This is a genomic window from Rhizobium sp. L9, from assembly GCF_002531885.1.
Classification (GTDB): Bacteria; Pseudomonadota; Alphaproteobacteria; order Rhizobiales; family Rhizobiaceae; genus Rhizobium.
In genome coordinates, this window is the sequence record NZ_NWSZ01000013.1 from 195,607 (window position 1) to 208,687 (window position 13,081).

Annotated in this window: 14 protein-coding genes; 8 read left to right on the forward strand and 6 right to left on the reverse strand. The window is 62.0% G+C overall.

The window, feature by feature from the left end:
* The first annotated feature begins 62 nt into the window (after nt 1-62).
* Complete coding sequence (locus tag CO660_RS15965; RefSeq protein WP_097599520.1) at nt 63-746, forward strand: glutathione S-transferase family protein; 684 nt, start codon at nt 63-65, stop codon at nt 744-746.
* 233 nt (nt 747-979) lie between these two features.
* A complete protein-coding gene (locus CO660_RS15970; protein ID WP_097599521.1) occupies nt 980-2,233 on the forward strand; it encodes an aminopeptidase in 1,254 nt (417 codons plus the stop codon).
* Here the strand turns inward: CO660_RS15970 and CO660_RS15975 are convergent.
* Nucleotides 2,181-3,092 carry an EamA family transporter gene (locus CO660_RS15975; RefSeq protein WP_097599522.1) on the reverse strand — a complete coding sequence of 304 codons (912 nt, stop codon included), beginning with the start codon at nt 3,090-3,092 and terminating at the stop codon, nt 2,181-2,183. The two genes, CO660_RS15970 and CO660_RS15975, sit on opposite strands and share 53 nt — an antisense overlap.
* 81 nt (nt 3,093-3,173) lie before the next feature.
* Between CO660_RS15975 and CO660_RS15980 the strand changes: the two genes are divergently transcribed.
* Nucleotides 3,174-3,671 carry a MarR family transcriptional regulator gene (locus CO660_RS15980; RefSeq protein ID WP_097599523.1) on the forward strand — a complete coding sequence of 166 codons (498 nt, stop codon included), beginning with the start codon at nt 3,174-3,176 and terminating at the stop codon, nt 3,669-3,671.
* On the opposite strand, the gene CO660_RS15985 is transcribed toward CO660_RS15980, so the two are convergent.
* Together CO660_RS15985 and xseA are read right to left on the reverse strand one after the other, a co-directional pair.
* Nucleotides 3,672-4,262 (reverse strand): NAD(P)H-dependent oxidoreductase, encoded by a 591-nt coding sequence (locus CO660_RS15985; protein WP_097599524.1) that lies wholly within the window; start codon nt 4,260-4,262, stop codon nt 3,672-3,674. It abuts the gene before it with no gap.
* A 2-nt stretch (nt 4,263-4,264) separates the two neighbouring features.
* A complete protein-coding gene (gene xseA / locus CO660_RS15990; RefSeq protein ID WP_097599525.1) occupies nt 4,265-5,845 on the reverse strand; it encodes an exodeoxyribonuclease VII large subunit in 1,581 nt (526 codons plus the stop codon).
* A 339-nt stretch (nt 5,846-6,184) separates the two neighbouring features.
* Between xseA and CO660_RS15995 the strand changes: the two genes are divergently transcribed.
* The gene (locus tag CO660_RS15995) at nt 6,185-6,427 is read left to right on the forward strand and encodes a hypothetical protein (RefSeq protein WP_097599526.1); all 243 of its coding nucleotides are present in this window, start codon (nt 6,185-6,187) and stop codon (nt 6,425-6,427) included.
* A gap of 28 nt (nt 6,428-6,455) precedes the next feature.
* Here the strand turns inward: CO660_RS15995 and CO660_RS16000 are convergent, their stop codons facing one another.
* Nucleotides 6,456-8,303: a hypothetical protein gene (locus tag CO660_RS16000; protein WP_097599527.1), complete on the reverse strand. Its 1,848-nt coding sequence runs from the start codon at nt 8,301-8,303 to the stop codon at nt 6,456-6,458.
* A 161-nt stretch (nt 8,304-8,464) separates the two neighbouring features.
* Between CO660_RS16000 and CO660_RS16005 the strand changes: the two genes are divergently transcribed.
* Nucleotides 8,465-9,472 (forward strand): glycosyltransferase, encoded by a 1,008-nt coding sequence (locus tag CO660_RS16005; protein WP_097599528.1) that lies wholly within the window; start codon nt 8,465-8,467, stop codon nt 9,470-9,472.
* Nucleotides 9,469-9,846 (forward strand): GtrA family protein, encoded by a 378-nt coding sequence (locus CO660_RS16010; RefSeq protein WP_097599529.1) that lies wholly within the window; start codon nt 9,469-9,471, stop codon nt 9,844-9,846. Before CO660_RS16005 ends, CO660_RS16010 begins: the two co-directional genes overlap by 4 nt.
* A gap of 9 nt (nt 9,847-9,855) precedes the next feature.
* On the opposite strand, the gene CO660_RS16015 is transcribed toward CO660_RS16010, so the two are convergent.
* Complete coding sequence (locus tag CO660_RS16015) at nt 9,856-10,842, reverse strand: Gfo/Idh/MocA family oxidoreductase (protein ID WP_097599530.1); 987 nt, start codon at nt 10,840-10,842, stop codon at nt 9,856-9,858.
* A gap of 188 nt (nt 10,843-11,030) precedes the next feature.
* Here CO660_RS16015 and CO660_RS16020 point away from each other — a divergent pair, with 188 nt between their 5' ends.
* Both CO660_RS16020 and CO660_RS16025 read left to right on the forward strand, forming a co-directional pair.
* Complete coding sequence (locus tag CO660_RS16020; protein WP_097599531.1) at nt 11,031-11,993, forward strand: aldo/keto reductase; 963 nt, start codon at nt 11,031-11,033, stop codon at nt 11,991-11,993.
* Nucleotides 11,990-12,433: a GNAT family N-acetyltransferase gene (locus tag CO660_RS16025; RefSeq protein ID WP_097599532.1), complete on the forward strand. Its 444-nt coding sequence runs from the start codon at nt 11,990-11,992 to the stop codon at nt 12,431-12,433. The genes CO660_RS16020 and CO660_RS16025 overlap by 4 nt, the downstream gene beginning before the upstream one ends.
* Here CO660_RS16025 and CO660_RS16030 read toward each other — a convergent pair.
* Nucleotides 12,423-13,040 (reverse strand): hypothetical protein, encoded by a 618-nt coding sequence (locus CO660_RS16030; protein WP_097599571.1) that lies wholly within the window; start codon nt 13,038-13,040, stop codon nt 12,423-12,425. The two genes, CO660_RS16025 and CO660_RS16030, sit on opposite strands and share 11 nt — an antisense overlap.
* Nucleotides 13,041-13,081: the final 41 nt, after the last annotated feature.

Below are 13,081 nucleotides of genomic sequence, written 5' to 3' on the forward strand. Positions count from 1 at the left end.
TGCGCAAAGCCGCAAGCACTACTATATGCAAATGCATCTATTAAAACTGCGAGGAGACGTTCATGAGCAGGCTTACCCTCATCAGCCACCATCTCTGCCCCTATGTGCAACGCGCCGCCATCGCGCTTCACGAAAAGGGTGTTCCCTTCGAGCGCGTCAACATCGACCTTGCCAACAAGCCAGACTGGTTCCTGCAGATCTCGCCGCTCGGAAAGGTGCCGCTGCTGAGGATCGAGGAAGAGGATGGCAGCGAGGCCGTCCTCTTCGAAAGCAGCGTCATCTGCGAATATCTGGAGGAGACGCAGGCGGGGCCTGCCCTGCATCCTGCCGATCCGCTTGCCCGCGCCCGCCATCGCGGCTGGATGGAGTTCGGCTCGTCCGTGCTTTCCGATCTCTGGGGCTATGAAACGGCCACGGAGGTGGAACAGCTGGAGGCCAAGCGCAAGGCGCTGATCGCCAAGTTTACGACGCTCGAAGGAGCGCTCGGGGATGGACCTTATTTTTCCGGCAGCAGCTTCAGCCTCGTCGATGCCGTCTTCGCGCCGATCTTTCGGTATTTCGATGTTTTCGACAGGCTGGGGGATAGCGGCATCTTCGAGGGGCTCGAGCGGGTGACGCGCTGGCGGAGCGCGCTCGGCGAACGGCGGAGCGTGAAAGACGCCGTCGGCGAGGATTATCCCCAGCGGCTGTTGGAATTCCTGGAAAAGCACAAGTCGATCCTGCTCAGGCTGCCCGTCGCGGCCTGAGGCGTGATGCTGAAGCGGGTCGGGCATGGCGCCGGCCGGTTTCAAATCGGCGGCGGCGCGCTTCATTTTCGCCGCAAACGGGTCTAAGTCTTTCAGCCTCTTGGAGCGGTTCAGCTTTTCACGGAAGAGCAGAACCGCTCTAATCTCTTGAACTTACGCAATTCCAGACGGAAAACCGCTTCGCACTTTTCCTGGAATTGCTTTTGCGTCGATGACAGAAGGCAGGTTGCACCATGACTTTCATGCCCCAGAGCCAGAACACCGTTGATCCCGTCAAGCTGGAAAAACTCGCGGAAGTCGCGGTCAAGGTCGGGCTGCAGCTGCAGAAGGGCCAGGATCTGGTGATCACCGCGCCTGTTGTGGCGCTCCCGCTCGTTCGCCTCATCACCAAACACGCGTATCAGGCCGGCGCCGGTCTGGTGAGCGCCTTCTACTCCGACGAGGAAACGACGCTGGCGCGTTATCAGTATGGCAGCGACGAGAGCTTCGACCGCGCCTCCGACTGGCTCTACGAGGGCATGGCCAAGGCCTATGCCAACGGGGCGGCCCGTCTGGCGGTCGCCGGCGACAATCCAATGCTGCTTTCCGAGCAGGATGCCGGCAAGGTCGGCCGCGCCAATCGCGCCACATCAACCGCCTATAAGCCGGCCTTGGAAAAGATCTCGAATTTCGACATCAACTGGAACATCGTCTCCTATCCCAACCCCTCCTGGGCCAAGGTGGTCTTCCCCGACGACCCGGAACCGATCGCAATCGCCAAGCTCGCCAAGGCGATCTTTGCCGCCTCGCGCGTCGATGTCAGCGACCCCGTCGCCGCCTGGGCGGAGCACAATGCCAATCTCGCCAAGCGCTCAGCCTGGCTGAACGGCGAGCGTTTTGCCTCGCTGCATTTCAAGGGGCCGGGCACCGATCTGACGGTCGGTCTTGCCGACGGACATGAGTGGCATGGCGGCGCCTCCACCGCCAAGAACGGCATTACCTGCAATCCGAATATTCCGACTGAAGAGGTGTTCACGACGCCGCATGCTTTGCGGGTCGAAGGCCATGTCTCGAGCACCAAACCGCTGTCGCACCAGGGCACGCTGATCGACAATATCCAGGTGCGCTTCGAGGGTGGGCGGATCGTCGAAGCCAAGGCGTCACGCGGCGAAGAAGTGTTGAATAAGGTGCTTGATACCGACGAGGGCGCGCGCCGGCTCGGCGAAGTGGCGCTCGTGCCGCATTCCTCGCCGATCTCGGCGAGCGGCATTCTGTTCTACAACACGCTGTTCGACGAAAACGCCTCCTGCCACATCGCGCTTGGCCAGTGCTATTCCAAGTGCTTCCTCGATGGCGCTTCACTGAGCCAGGAGCAGATCAAGGCGCAGGGCGGCAATTCCAGCCTGATCCACATCGACTGGATGATCGGATCCGACAAGGTCGATATCGACGGCATCACACCGGACGGTGGGCGGGTTCCGGTGATGCGGCAGGGCGAGTGGGCCTGAGCGGCATCACCGTGCGCTGGCTGAGCCAGACGCTGGCAAGGACCATGGCGAAGCCGGCAAGCTGCGCCGGCGTCAGGCTCTCGCCGAGCGCCAGCCAGCCGAGAAGAGTGGCAACGACGGGGCTCAGGAAGCCGAGCGACGCCGCAGCCGAGGGCTCGATGCGAGACAGACCGCGAAACCACAGCAGATAGGTAAAGGCCGCTCCGATCAGGCCAAGCCAGGCGATTCCGAGAATATTGGCGGCCGTCGGCACCGGTAGCGCCGGCTCAAGCAGCAAGGCGACGGGCACGAGCAGGATACCGCCCGCGGTCAATTGCCATGACGTAAAGGTAAGGCTGGAAACAGGCGGCTGCCAGTGACGGGTCAGCACGGTGCCGAAGGCCATGGAGACGGCGCCGGCAAGGCCAGCCGCAACGCCCAGAGGATCGAGCGCCGCATTCGGCGTCAGCACCAGCAGCGCGACGCCTGCCATACCGATCAGGCCGGCGACGACGGCAAGGAAGCGGATCGGCTTGCCGAGGAAGAGGCGCGACAGGGCGATGACAATCAGCGGCTGAACGGCGCCGACCGTGGCCGCGACGCCGCCCGGCAGGCGATAGGCCGAAACAAAGAGCATTGCCCAGAAGAACGAGAAGTTCAGCGCCCCGAGAATGAAGGCGCGGCCCCACCAGACCCCCGTCGGCAGCTTCCGGACAATGAGCAGGAGAAGCAGGCCGGCCGGCAAAGCACGCAGCATGGCGACAGACAGCGGATAACCCTGCGGCAGGAAGGACGTCGTGACGAAATAGGTGCTGCCCCAGATGGCGGGGGCGATAGCGGTCGTCAACACGTCGGCGATATGGCGAGAATTTATCTTCATATCAAGAATCTCTATATCAAGATAAATTCAGCATAGTCCATTTTATCTTGACGTCAAGATATCCACTGCTATCGATGTGACATGAATGAAGAGAAGCAAGATCACGTCGACCGAATCCTGGCGCAATGGAGGCGCGAGCGGCCCGACCTCGACGTCGAACCGATGGGCATCCTCGGGCGCCTCAAGCGCCTCGGCACCCATCTCGGCCGCGAGGTCGAAGCCGTGCTCATGAAGCACGGGCTTTCAACGCCGGCCTTCGACGTCCTAGCCACACTTCGCCGTTCAGGCGCGCCGCACCGGCTTTCGCCGGGCGAGCTTCTGGAGATGACGATGGTGAGCTCCGGCACGATGACGAACCGGATCGACCAGTTGGAGAAAGCGGGATTCGTCGAGCGCATCGTCAATCCGCAGGACAGGCGCAGCGTGCTGATTGCGCTGACCGACAAGGGACTTGCGACCGTCGAAGAGGCGGTCGGCGCCCATGTCGCCAATCAGCAGCGGCTGACGCGCAATCTGACACCCGAGGAAAGGGCCACGTTCGACCGGCTGCTCAAGAAGTTCCTGTCGGACTTTGAATAGTCAGACTGCGGCGAGCAACTTACGGACGCGCTCCAAATGCGCCTTGCGCCTGGCATCAGTCGCGCGGTCCATGTCGTGCAGGCTCAGCATTCGGAAGACGAGCTTCTTCGCGCAGAATGCGGCAATGCCGCGCTTCAGCAGGCGGCGGACGGGATCGCCCATATAAAGATGCACCAGCCACCAGGGCGATCCCGTCGTGGTCAACGCATAGAGCAGCCGGATATTGGTAAGCTCGGGCACGATGCGGCCGCCGGCGGCATCGTGCGTGAAGGCCACGCCGGGCGCGAAGATGCGATCGAAGAACCCTTTCAGCACGGCTGGAAAATTGAACCACCATTGCGGAAAGACAAGGACGAGACCGTCAGCCGCCTTCAGGCGGCCAACGATGCCGGCAACGGCCGAAGTGTCGTAGGGCATATCGAAGTAACCGCGGCGCTCGGCTTCGGAAAGGCGCGGATCAAAATCCTCAGCGTAGAGATCGATGAGATCGACAACATGCCCGGACGCTTGCAGTGCCTCGCGGGCCGTGCGCGCCACCGAGGCAGCGAAACTTTCCGGCAGCGGATGGGCAAGCACCAGCAGGATCCGCATCGTCAGAACAAGCTTCCCTGCTTCGGCGCATCCGCTGGTCTTGCACCCCGCTTCTTCGCCCCGGTGGGCGGTACGCCGCCTTCTGTGGTCATGGCGCCGACCCGGCCGTCGGCAAATTCGATGGCGATGCCCATGCCGGCAGAAAGTGCCGCCGCCTGCGAGACCGGCCTGTTGTCCTCATCGCGAATGACGGCGTAGCCGCGCTTCAGCACATTCTTGTAGGAGAGCGACTGCAGCACGCGGTCCTGCGCGGAAAGTTCGGCGCGGGCGCGCGTCAGCTGATGGCGGATCGCCGTATCGGCATGGCGCGAAAGGTTGCCGAGCCGCTCACGACTGCGGTCTGTCTGGGTCTTCAGCCGCCCCGGCAGCGAAGTGAGAATGGCCTCGGCGCGGTCAATGCGGGATTTCGAGCGATCTAGCAGACGCTCGATTGTGCGCTCGGCCCGCGCCATGCGCTCGCTCAGAAGCTGGCGTCGCTCGGCGATGCGATTGGAGAGCACATCGGGGCGCAGATGCGAGGCCATACGCTCGAAGCCGCGACGCTTGTTGATGGTGTTGAGTTCCAGCCCGCGACCAAGACCGACGGCCGCTTCATCGAAACGGCGGCGCGGCAAGGCGAGAAGCTGATCGAGCGAGGGCAATGCCCGCATCAGACTACGGACGGACTGGCGGCGCTGATCCATCTGCCGGTTCATGCAGCCCTGCAGGCGGGCGGCAAGCGCCGCAGCCTGCACCTCGAGCTCCGCCTTGACGGGCACGGCCATTTCCGCCGCCCCCGTCGGGGTCGGAGCGCGGACATCGGCGGCATAGTCGATCAGCGTCCAGTCGGTCTCGTGGCCGACGGCCGAGATCAGCGGTATGCGGCTTTCGGCAGCGGCGCGCACGACGATCTCGTCGTTGAAACTCCAGAGATCTTCCAGGCTGCCGCCGCCGCGCGCGACGATCAGCACATCCGGGCGGGGGATGGCGCCCGCGGGCCCCAGCGCGTTGAAGCCGCGGATGGCGTTCGCCACCTCCTCGCCGGATCCCTCCCCCTGGACCTTCACCGGCCAGACGAGGACATGCACGGGAAACCGATCGGAGATGCGGTGAAGGATATCGCGGATGACGGCGCCGGTCGGCGAAGTGACAACGCCGATCACATGCGGCATGAAGGGAAGCCGCTTCTTGCGGGCGGCGTCGAACAAACCCTCGGCACCGAGCCTGCGCTTGCGCTCCTCGATCAGCGCCATCAGCGCGCCGGCGCCTGCCGGCTCCAGCGTCTCGATGACGATCTGATACTTCGAGGAGCCCGGAAAAGTGGTGACCTTGCCGGTGGCGATCACCTCCATGCCTTCCTCGGGGCGGAACTTCAGCCGCGAGAAACTGCCCTTCCAGATCACGGCGTCGATGCGGGCGCGATCATCCTTCAGTGCGAAATAAGCGTGGCCGGAGGAGTGCGGACCGCGATAACCGGATATTTCCCCGCGCACGCGAACCTGATCGAAGGCGGTTTCGACGGTGCGCTTGATCGAGCCGGAAAGCTCCGAAACCGAATATTCGGCAAGGTTGGTCGGCGAATCGCTGTCGAAGAGGTTGCTCATCCCTCCTTTCTATTTCCATTGGCGGGAAACAGGAAGGTCCGCGACCGCCGGAGAGACCCGTTTTCCCGACGGCTGAACCGTTGGCGTGGCAGAGTCGAGGCCGTTCTTTCAAGACTCATGCTCTGGGCATTGCGTGCATGCGGTCGTTGCAGCAGAAAAAATGACAAGAAAAACGGGAAAATCCGTTTCGCCGGGGAACGCATAGATAAAAAGCGCGTTTTACCCGAAAGGGATTGCTAACCACCGCAATACAAAGGATTTTCAGCCGAGAGAGCCGGTAAATCTTTGTTAGTTGGCGCTTCCTATTCTTCCCCTCGTTCTCTCTGGGAAGGTGCTGAAATGATTATTCTCACAGCAGCAGCATTGGGCATCAGCGCCGGGTTAATGCGCTCGGCCGCCGGGATCGCGTTGGTGGCCGCGCTGATCGGAATGAGCTTCACCCTGGCGACGATAACCTCGCCGGGGCCAGTGTCACTTCTGGCGCTTGTTTATGCCATTCTCGGCTATAATGGCGGTCTTATCCTCTTTGTGCTCGGGCTTTATGCCAGCGACCGTCTGCAGGCCGTCCGCACGTCTCACTGACGTCAGCGCAACATAAAGGCTGCCGGCGTCAATTCGCCGTCGGCCGGTAGCGGAAGAACTGGACGCCCGTATCCGGCACTTTTGCAAGTGGTTCCAGATAGGGCGGAATATTCCCCTTGCCAAGTTCGGCATAGAGCCCATTCGGCTTCAGTTTGGCAAGTTCGCGCGTCTGCAGGTCCTTCGGGCAGAAAGCAAGCGCCGTCACACCGGCTCCCTTCAAAAAGGCTTCCGCCTCCTGCGGCTTTGCCAGGCCGATATGCATTTCCGTCAGCATGCCGCCCTGATCTCGGTGATAGGGGGCGGCGAGAACCCGATTTTGCGTGAATCGGAGGATCGGCACACCCATTTCCGATGGCGCGGAGACCAGGCCGGGCGGTAGTTCGCCAAGCGGTGCCAGCGCCTCTTTCGATGTGCAGGAAAGCGCCTTTGTCGGCTCCGCCGCCTTGTTCTGCGCATCGTTCTCCATCTGCATTGAAACGAGCCCGCCGCCGACGGCCCAGACCGCCGGAACGCTTGCGAGAACACTCGTCACATAGACAAGGGCGGCAGCGACATTCTCGCTGTCGCTGTTGGAGATGCGCCTGACATCGATAATCAGCAGGGCGAGCGGCAGGATCGAAAGCAGGTTCGAGAAGGAAGAGCCGCGCACCTGGACCAGCGCGATCGCCCAGCTCGTGGCAAGCAGGAAGAGCAGGATAAGGTGGATCTGCACGCGATCGCGCTGAATGATGCGAAAGATGCAGACGGCAATGCCGAGCAGACCTGCCGCATAGAAGGCTCCGACCAAGGTGGGATCTGTGCGCGCCAGCGCCAGGAGCGACTGGGCTTCCGAAATATGGCGCAGCCAGAGTTCGACCAGCATCGGATCGAGACTGCCCAACGGATCGCTCAGGCATTGCGGTGCGATGACGATCGCCGCACCAAAAACGCCGGCGCCGACAAAGGCGAGCGCGATAAAGCGCAAGGGTCGACGCAAGCCGCTCGCAAAAATGGCCGAAAACAACAGGAGGCCGCTGCCGATCGCCGCCAGGCTGTAGTAGCCGAGCGAGAGATTGTCGCAGGTAACCATCGAATAGAGCCGGGGCGGAACCGTTGCGAAGAAAAGAATGTTGATCGCAATCGTCAGCGACAGCCCGAAGGCCCGGGCCGCAGCGCAAAAATTCTCGCCTTCCCATGCCCAGAGCAGCGCGATCGTGAGGCAGACGGCAGCGACGAAAGGAGTGGTTTCGGCGCCGATGGCGATGGCGACAGCCGCCGCAACGCCGGCGACCGCGTAGCTCCAACCGCGACGCGCGGGATCCATGAGCATCGCCACCATCGTCGCGACCAGCGCCAGCTGCGCATTGTGATGATCGATGGCGCCAGGGGCGAAGCGGTTTCCAATGTAGATCGCCGGAGCAGTGAGACCGAGGGCGATATGCATACCCGCAATGCCGCCGATCCGCCGGCCGGCAACGCCCATGGCGAGCATGGCAGGAAAGATGAGCGATACGGGCCAGACGGCCAGCGCCAGCGCCTCGGCGGTTTCACGCGGCGCAAACAGGTCGAAGAACCAGATCAGCGAAGCGATCGGCAGATCGATCAAACGCGACCAGTGCATCAACGTACCGCCGGCGAGGCCGAGACGATATTGCATCAGATCGAACCAGCCCTGACCGGCAAGAAAATCGCGAACCTCGACGAGACGCATGCCATCGTCATTGTCGGGACCGACATAATCCGTGGCGCCGGAGAGCTTGGTAACAAGGATGACGGCGGCGAGGATGACACTATAGGCGATGACGGCGGGCCAGAGACGCGTCAGCAGCGCCCCGAGCCGGCTCCTGCGGGCGGCGGTCACGGTCGACGCATTGGCGATCGGCTGCACGGCGTTCATCGTGGTTAGCAACTCGTTTCCAGATCGCCGAACCTTAGCGGGCGCCGATCAAGAAAGTGTAAAGCCGTTTGCGCACGCAGCCGACTTTGCCTCGGTCATAGGGTTTATTAACGCTGCATGATTTAAGCTGTTGGCGGCTTTTCAGTGTAACGAGTAGAGTCATGGCCCGAACGCGTTCCCATCACCCGGACATTGCCGTCCTGCTTCCCTGCTATAATGAAGCTGCGACGATCGGCTCCGTGGTGCAGGGCTTCCGGGCGACGCTGCCGGATGCCGCAATCCACGTCTACGACAATAATTCCACCGACGGCACCGCGCTGCAGGCGATGCTGGCCGGAGCGCATGTCGTGCGCGAGCGGCGGCAAGGCAAGGGACATGTCGTGCGCCGCATGTTCGCCGACATCGAGGCCGACATCTACATCATCGCCGACGGCGACGGAACCTATGCACCCGGCGATGCCGAGGAGCTGGTGCGGACGCTTCTGACCGAACGCGCGGACATGGTTGTGGGAACCCGGCGCGGCGTGCATGCCGATGCCGGCCGTCAGGGCCATGCGCTTGGCAACCGGCTTTTCAACCTGCTCTACCGGACGATCTTCGGCCCCGACTTCACCGATATTTTTTCGGGTTACCGCGCTTTCTCGCGCCGCTTCGTCAAGAGCTTCCCGGCAGTATCCGGCGGCTTCGAGATCGAAACCGAGATGTCGGTGCATGCCTCCCGGCTGAAACTTCCGGTGAGCGAGCTGGAGCTCGATTATGGCCGCCGCCCGGAAGGCTCGCACTCCAAGCTTTCGACGTTCCGTGACGGCGGAAAAATCCTCTGGATGTTCGCGATGCTGATGAAGGAAACGCGGCCCTTCGCCTTCTTCAGCGCGATCAGCGCCGCCTTCATGCTGGCAAGCCTCGGCTTCATGACGCCGGTGCTGGCGGAATATTTCGACACGGGCCTCGTCAGCCGCATGCCGACCTGGGTGCTATCGATGGCGCTGATGATGATCTCCTTCATGCTGTTCACCGCCGGCGTCATCCTGGATTCCGTGGCCCGGGCCCGGGCCGAGCAGCTTCGCATCCATTATATGAGCCTGGAGACCGCCAGCGCGGCCAAGGCGCCGCTCGCCGACGCACAGCCGGCATCGCGTGAACGTCCCGGAAAGGCGGATGCGGCATGAGAAAGCTCGTCCGCTTCGCGATCGGCGGCGGCATCGGCTTCCTTGTCGATGCCGGCATGCTGGCGGCGCTGCTCCATCTGACGCCGCTCGGCCCATTTCTGGCGCGGCTCGTCGCCATCGGCGTGGCAATGGCGACCACCTGGGCTTTCAATCGCAGCTTCACCTTCGATCGTTCCGGGCGGTCGCTTGCTGCCGAGGGTTTCCGCTACGGCTCGGTCGGCGTGACGGCGGCGCTTGTCAATTACGGGCTTTACTCTGCGCTGCTGCTTTCGCTGCCCACGCTCCAGCCGCTGGCCGCCATGGTGATCGCCAGCGTCGCCTCGATGGTCTTCAGCTTCTTCGGCTATTCGCGCTTCGTCTTCCGCCCGGAATGAGCGGAATGATCAGACTGGCTCCCAGCCGTCCTTCTCGCTGGCGCGGTAGATCGCATCGATCACCTTCTGGTTCAGCTTCGAGTTTTCGAGCGTAACGATCTCTTCCTTGCCGTTCTTTACCGCCCGAGCGAAGGCCTCGACCTCGCGCCTGTATTGGCGGCTGTCCTGATAGCGGAAGATGCGCGATTCATTGTGGCTGCGATCGGCCAGTTCGATCTCTTCCGGTCCCCAGCGATTGGCGTTGAAGGGCGACTTGACCTCGATGTAACCTTCGGTGCCATGGAAGACCATGACCTGGCGGTTGGCCATCTGCGTCGAGACGTAGAAGCTCAACTCGAAATCACCGAAATCGGCCTTGACGCTCGAATAAATATCCGTGCCGAAATCCGGATCGCGCTCGGTGATCGCCTGGACTGAGAGCGGCTCCTTGCCGGTGGAAAAACGCGTGCTCATGACGGGATAGACGCCGATATCGGGAAGGCCGCCGCCGCCGAGTTCCGGAACGTTGCGCATATTGGCGGGGTCGCGGTTGAAATAGGTGAAAGCGCCCTGCACATGCCGGAGCGAACCGATCGCACCCTCGCCGATCAATGAACGCACCTTCTGCCAGACTGGGGAATAGGTGACCATGTAGGCTTCGGTGACCACCACGCGATTGCGGTCGCGGGCAGCGATGACGGCGTCGATATCATCGGCCTTCAGCGCCAAGGGCTTTTCGCAGAGCACATGCTTGCCGGCATCGGCTGATTTGATCGACCATTCGATATGCTGCGACGTCGGCAGCGGGATATAGACGGCGTCGATGACGTCGGAAGCCAGCATTTCCTCATAGGAGCCGAAGGCATGCGGCACGGAAAAGCGATCGGCCATTTCCCTTGCCCGCGTCAGATCGCGGCTGGCGATCGCCGTAACGACGCAATTTTCAGCGTCCTGGATGGCGGGAACGACATTGTCGCGACCGATCTTCGCCGTTGAAATGATACCGAAACGCAGCATGTGCGAGCCTCCCAAAACCAATGCCGTCGAACCATATTCAGGCCTCGAGCGCGACGCAATGGTGCGACATGAAATTGCAGAAGTCGGGTTTGCCTAGTGCCGGGATCGCGCTAACTTGGCCAAACGGCGTTCTGCCGTATCCGCGATTCAACACAGCCTTTTATATTTCACCCATTTTGGAGAGCCTTATGGAACTGCGCCGGCTTGGGAAAACAGGTCTTTCGGTCGCACCGATCGTCATCGGCGGCAATGTCTTCGGCTGGACGGCCGACGAGAAAACATCCTTCGCCATTCTCGACGCATTTTTCGATGCCGGGCTCAACACGGTCGATACGGCGGACGTCTATTCCGCATGGGTTCCCGGCAGCAAGGGCGGCGATTCCGAGGAGATCATCGGACGCTGGCTGAAACAGGCCAAGGTTGGCCGCGACAAAGCCATCATCGTTACCAAGGTGGGCTCGGACATGGGCGAGGGAAAGACGCTCAAGGAGAGCTATATTCTGAAGGCGGTCGAGGCGTCGCTGCGCCGGCTGCAGACCGACTATATCGATCTCTATCTCGCGCATTGGCCGGATGCCGACACACCGCACGAGGAAACGCTCGGCGCCTTTGCAAAGCTGAAGCAGCAGGGCAAGATCCGCGCCATCGGCTGCTCGAACTATGACGCGGATCTGCTCCAGGCGTCCTTCGAAGCAGCCGAGAGGGCAGGCCTGCCCCGCTATGATGTGCTGCAGCCGGAATATAATCTTTACCAACGCGCCAGTTTCGAAGGGCCGCTTGCCGACCTCTGCGTTCGTCAGGATATCGGCGTCATCACCTATTTCGGCCTCGCCGCCGGCTTTCTCACCGGCAAATACCGCAGCAAGGCCGATACGCAGGGACGGGCCCGCGAAGGCCGCGTTTCGCAGTATTTCGATGAAAAGGGCCTGGGCATTCTCGCCGCGCTCGACAAGGTGGCTGCCGAGACCGGCGCCACGCCGGCGGAAATCTCGCTTGCCTGGCTGTTGCGCAAGAGGGGCGTGACGGCGCCGATCGCCAGCGCGACCAGCCTGTCACAGCTCGAAAGCCTGGTGACGTCGGCGACACTTTCCCTTTCCCACGACGCAGTGGCGCTGCTCGACGAAGCCGGCGCTGAAAGAACAGAGCCATGACCGCAACGATACGTGATGCCCGCCCCGAGGATGAAGCCCGCTGGCGCGAACTTTGGGCCGCCTATCTCGCCTTTTACGAGGTGACTGTCGATGCAGATATCACCGACCAGACATGGCGCCGGGTCTTCGATCCGGCCTCCGCGATCGCGATGCGCGTCGCCGAGGTCGACGGCAGGATTATGGGCTTTGCTCTTTTCCTGACGCATGAGGGCACCTGGATCCGCGGCAGGGACTGCTACCTCGAAGACCTCTTCGTCGATCCCGATGCGCGCGGCAAGGGCGTCGGCCGGGTGCTGATGGACGATCTCATCGCGCTCTGCAAGGCGAAGGGCTGGTCGCGGCTCTATTGGCATACGAGCGAGCAGAACAAAACGGCCCGCGCGCTCTATGACAGCTATGTCGAAAGCGACGGTCACATCCGCTACCGCATCAGTTTCTGAGTGAAGGGAATCCCTCATAGAAAGCGCCGTGATCACCCTCCCAGTTCGCCATGCCCGGCTTGGTCAGGATGCCGCGCGGCCTGACATAGCTCTGGATCACCCGCTTCGGCCGTTCATGCCATTGGATATTGAAGGCCCAAAGCTTTGGGAAGAAGCAGAGCGTGGCGTAGGGCAGATGGTCGTGGATCCACCAGGCGAGCCGCTGCCAGTCGCTTTCATCGCGATAGCGGTCGATCACCCACGGCACGGCAATGCAGACGGCGGCGCCAATGCAGCCGTCGAAATCCCTGAGATCCCAGATGTGATGCGCAGCGGTGGCGGCATTGGTGGAACAGTTCAGATTGTTCGCGTTGCCGAAGCGGTTGACCTCAGGCGAGCGGTAACCGGAGCGGATGTGCAGGCGCCCGAACGTCGCTTCGAGCGGCTCCAGCAGTTCCTCGCAAAGCTGCGTGCCGGCTTCGATCGCTAGATCGGGATCCTCGGGGATATTGGGGATTCGGTAGAAATCGGCGATTTCGGAATGGAGGAAATCGCGGAAGAAGAAGTTTTGCGACAGCCGTACGCGGCCGAGATCCTCCAGACCTTTCATCGAACCCGGCTTTCGCATGAGCTTTTCTTCCTCCACATCGGCGGCAGGATGATTGCCCG

What these genes read in the sequence shown, in the direction of transcription:
- CO660_RS16015 (WP_097599530.1), bottom strand. Translation starts at nt 10,842, where the DNA reads ATGCTGCGTTTCGGTATCATTTCAACGGCGAAGATCGGTCGCGACAAT.
- CO660_RS16005 (WP_097599528.1), top strand. Translation starts at nt 8,465, where the DNA reads ATGGCCCGAACGCGTTCCCATCACCCGGACATTGCCGTCCTGCTTCCC.
- xseA (WP_097599525.1), bottom strand. Translation starts at nt 5,845, where the DNA reads ATGAGCAACCTCTTCGACAGCGATTCGCCGACCAACCTTGCCGAATAT.
- CO660_RS16010 (WP_097599529.1), top strand. Translation starts at nt 9,469, where the DNA reads ATGAGAAAGCTCGTCCGCTTCGCGATCGGCGGCGGCATCGGCTTCCTT.
- CO660_RS15980 (WP_097599523.1), top strand. Translation starts at nt 3,174, where the DNA reads ATGAATGAAGAGAAGCAAGATCACGTCGACCGAATCCTGGCGCAATGG.
- CO660_RS15970 (WP_097599521.1), top strand. Translation starts at nt 980, where the DNA reads ATGACTTTCATGCCCCAGAGCCAGAACACCGTTGATCCCGTCAAGCTG.
- CO660_RS16000 (WP_097599527.1), bottom strand. Translation starts at nt 8,303, where the DNA reads ATGAACGCCGTGCAGCCGATCGCCAATGCGTCGACCGTGACCGCCGCC.
- CO660_RS15995 (WP_097599526.1), top strand. Translation starts at nt 6,185, where the DNA reads ATGATTATTCTCACAGCAGCAGCATTGGGCATCAGCGCCGGGTTAATG.
- CO660_RS15965 (WP_097599520.1), top strand. Translation starts at nt 63, where the DNA reads ATGAGCAGGCTTACCCTCATCAGCCACCATCTCTGCCCCTATGTGCAA.
- CO660_RS16030 (WP_097599571.1), bottom strand. Translation starts at nt 13,040, where the DNA reads ATGCGAAAGCCGGGTTCGATGAAAGGTCTGGAGGATCTCGGCCGCGTA.
- CO660_RS16020 (WP_097599531.1), top strand. Translation starts at nt 11,031, where the DNA reads ATGGAACTGCGCCGGCTTGGGAAAACAGGTCTTTCGGTCGCACCGATC.
- CO660_RS16025 (WP_097599532.1), top strand. Translation starts at nt 11,990, where the DNA reads ATGACCGCAACGATACGTGATGCCCGCCCCGAGGATGAAGCCCGCTGG.
- CO660_RS15975 (WP_097599522.1), bottom strand. Translation starts at nt 3,092, where the DNA reads ATGAAGATAAATTCTCGCCATATCGCCGACGTGTTGACGACCGCTATC.
- CO660_RS15985 (WP_097599524.1), bottom strand. Translation starts at nt 4,262, where the DNA reads ATGCGGATCCTGCTGGTGCTTGCCCATCCGCTGCCGGAAAGTTTCGCT.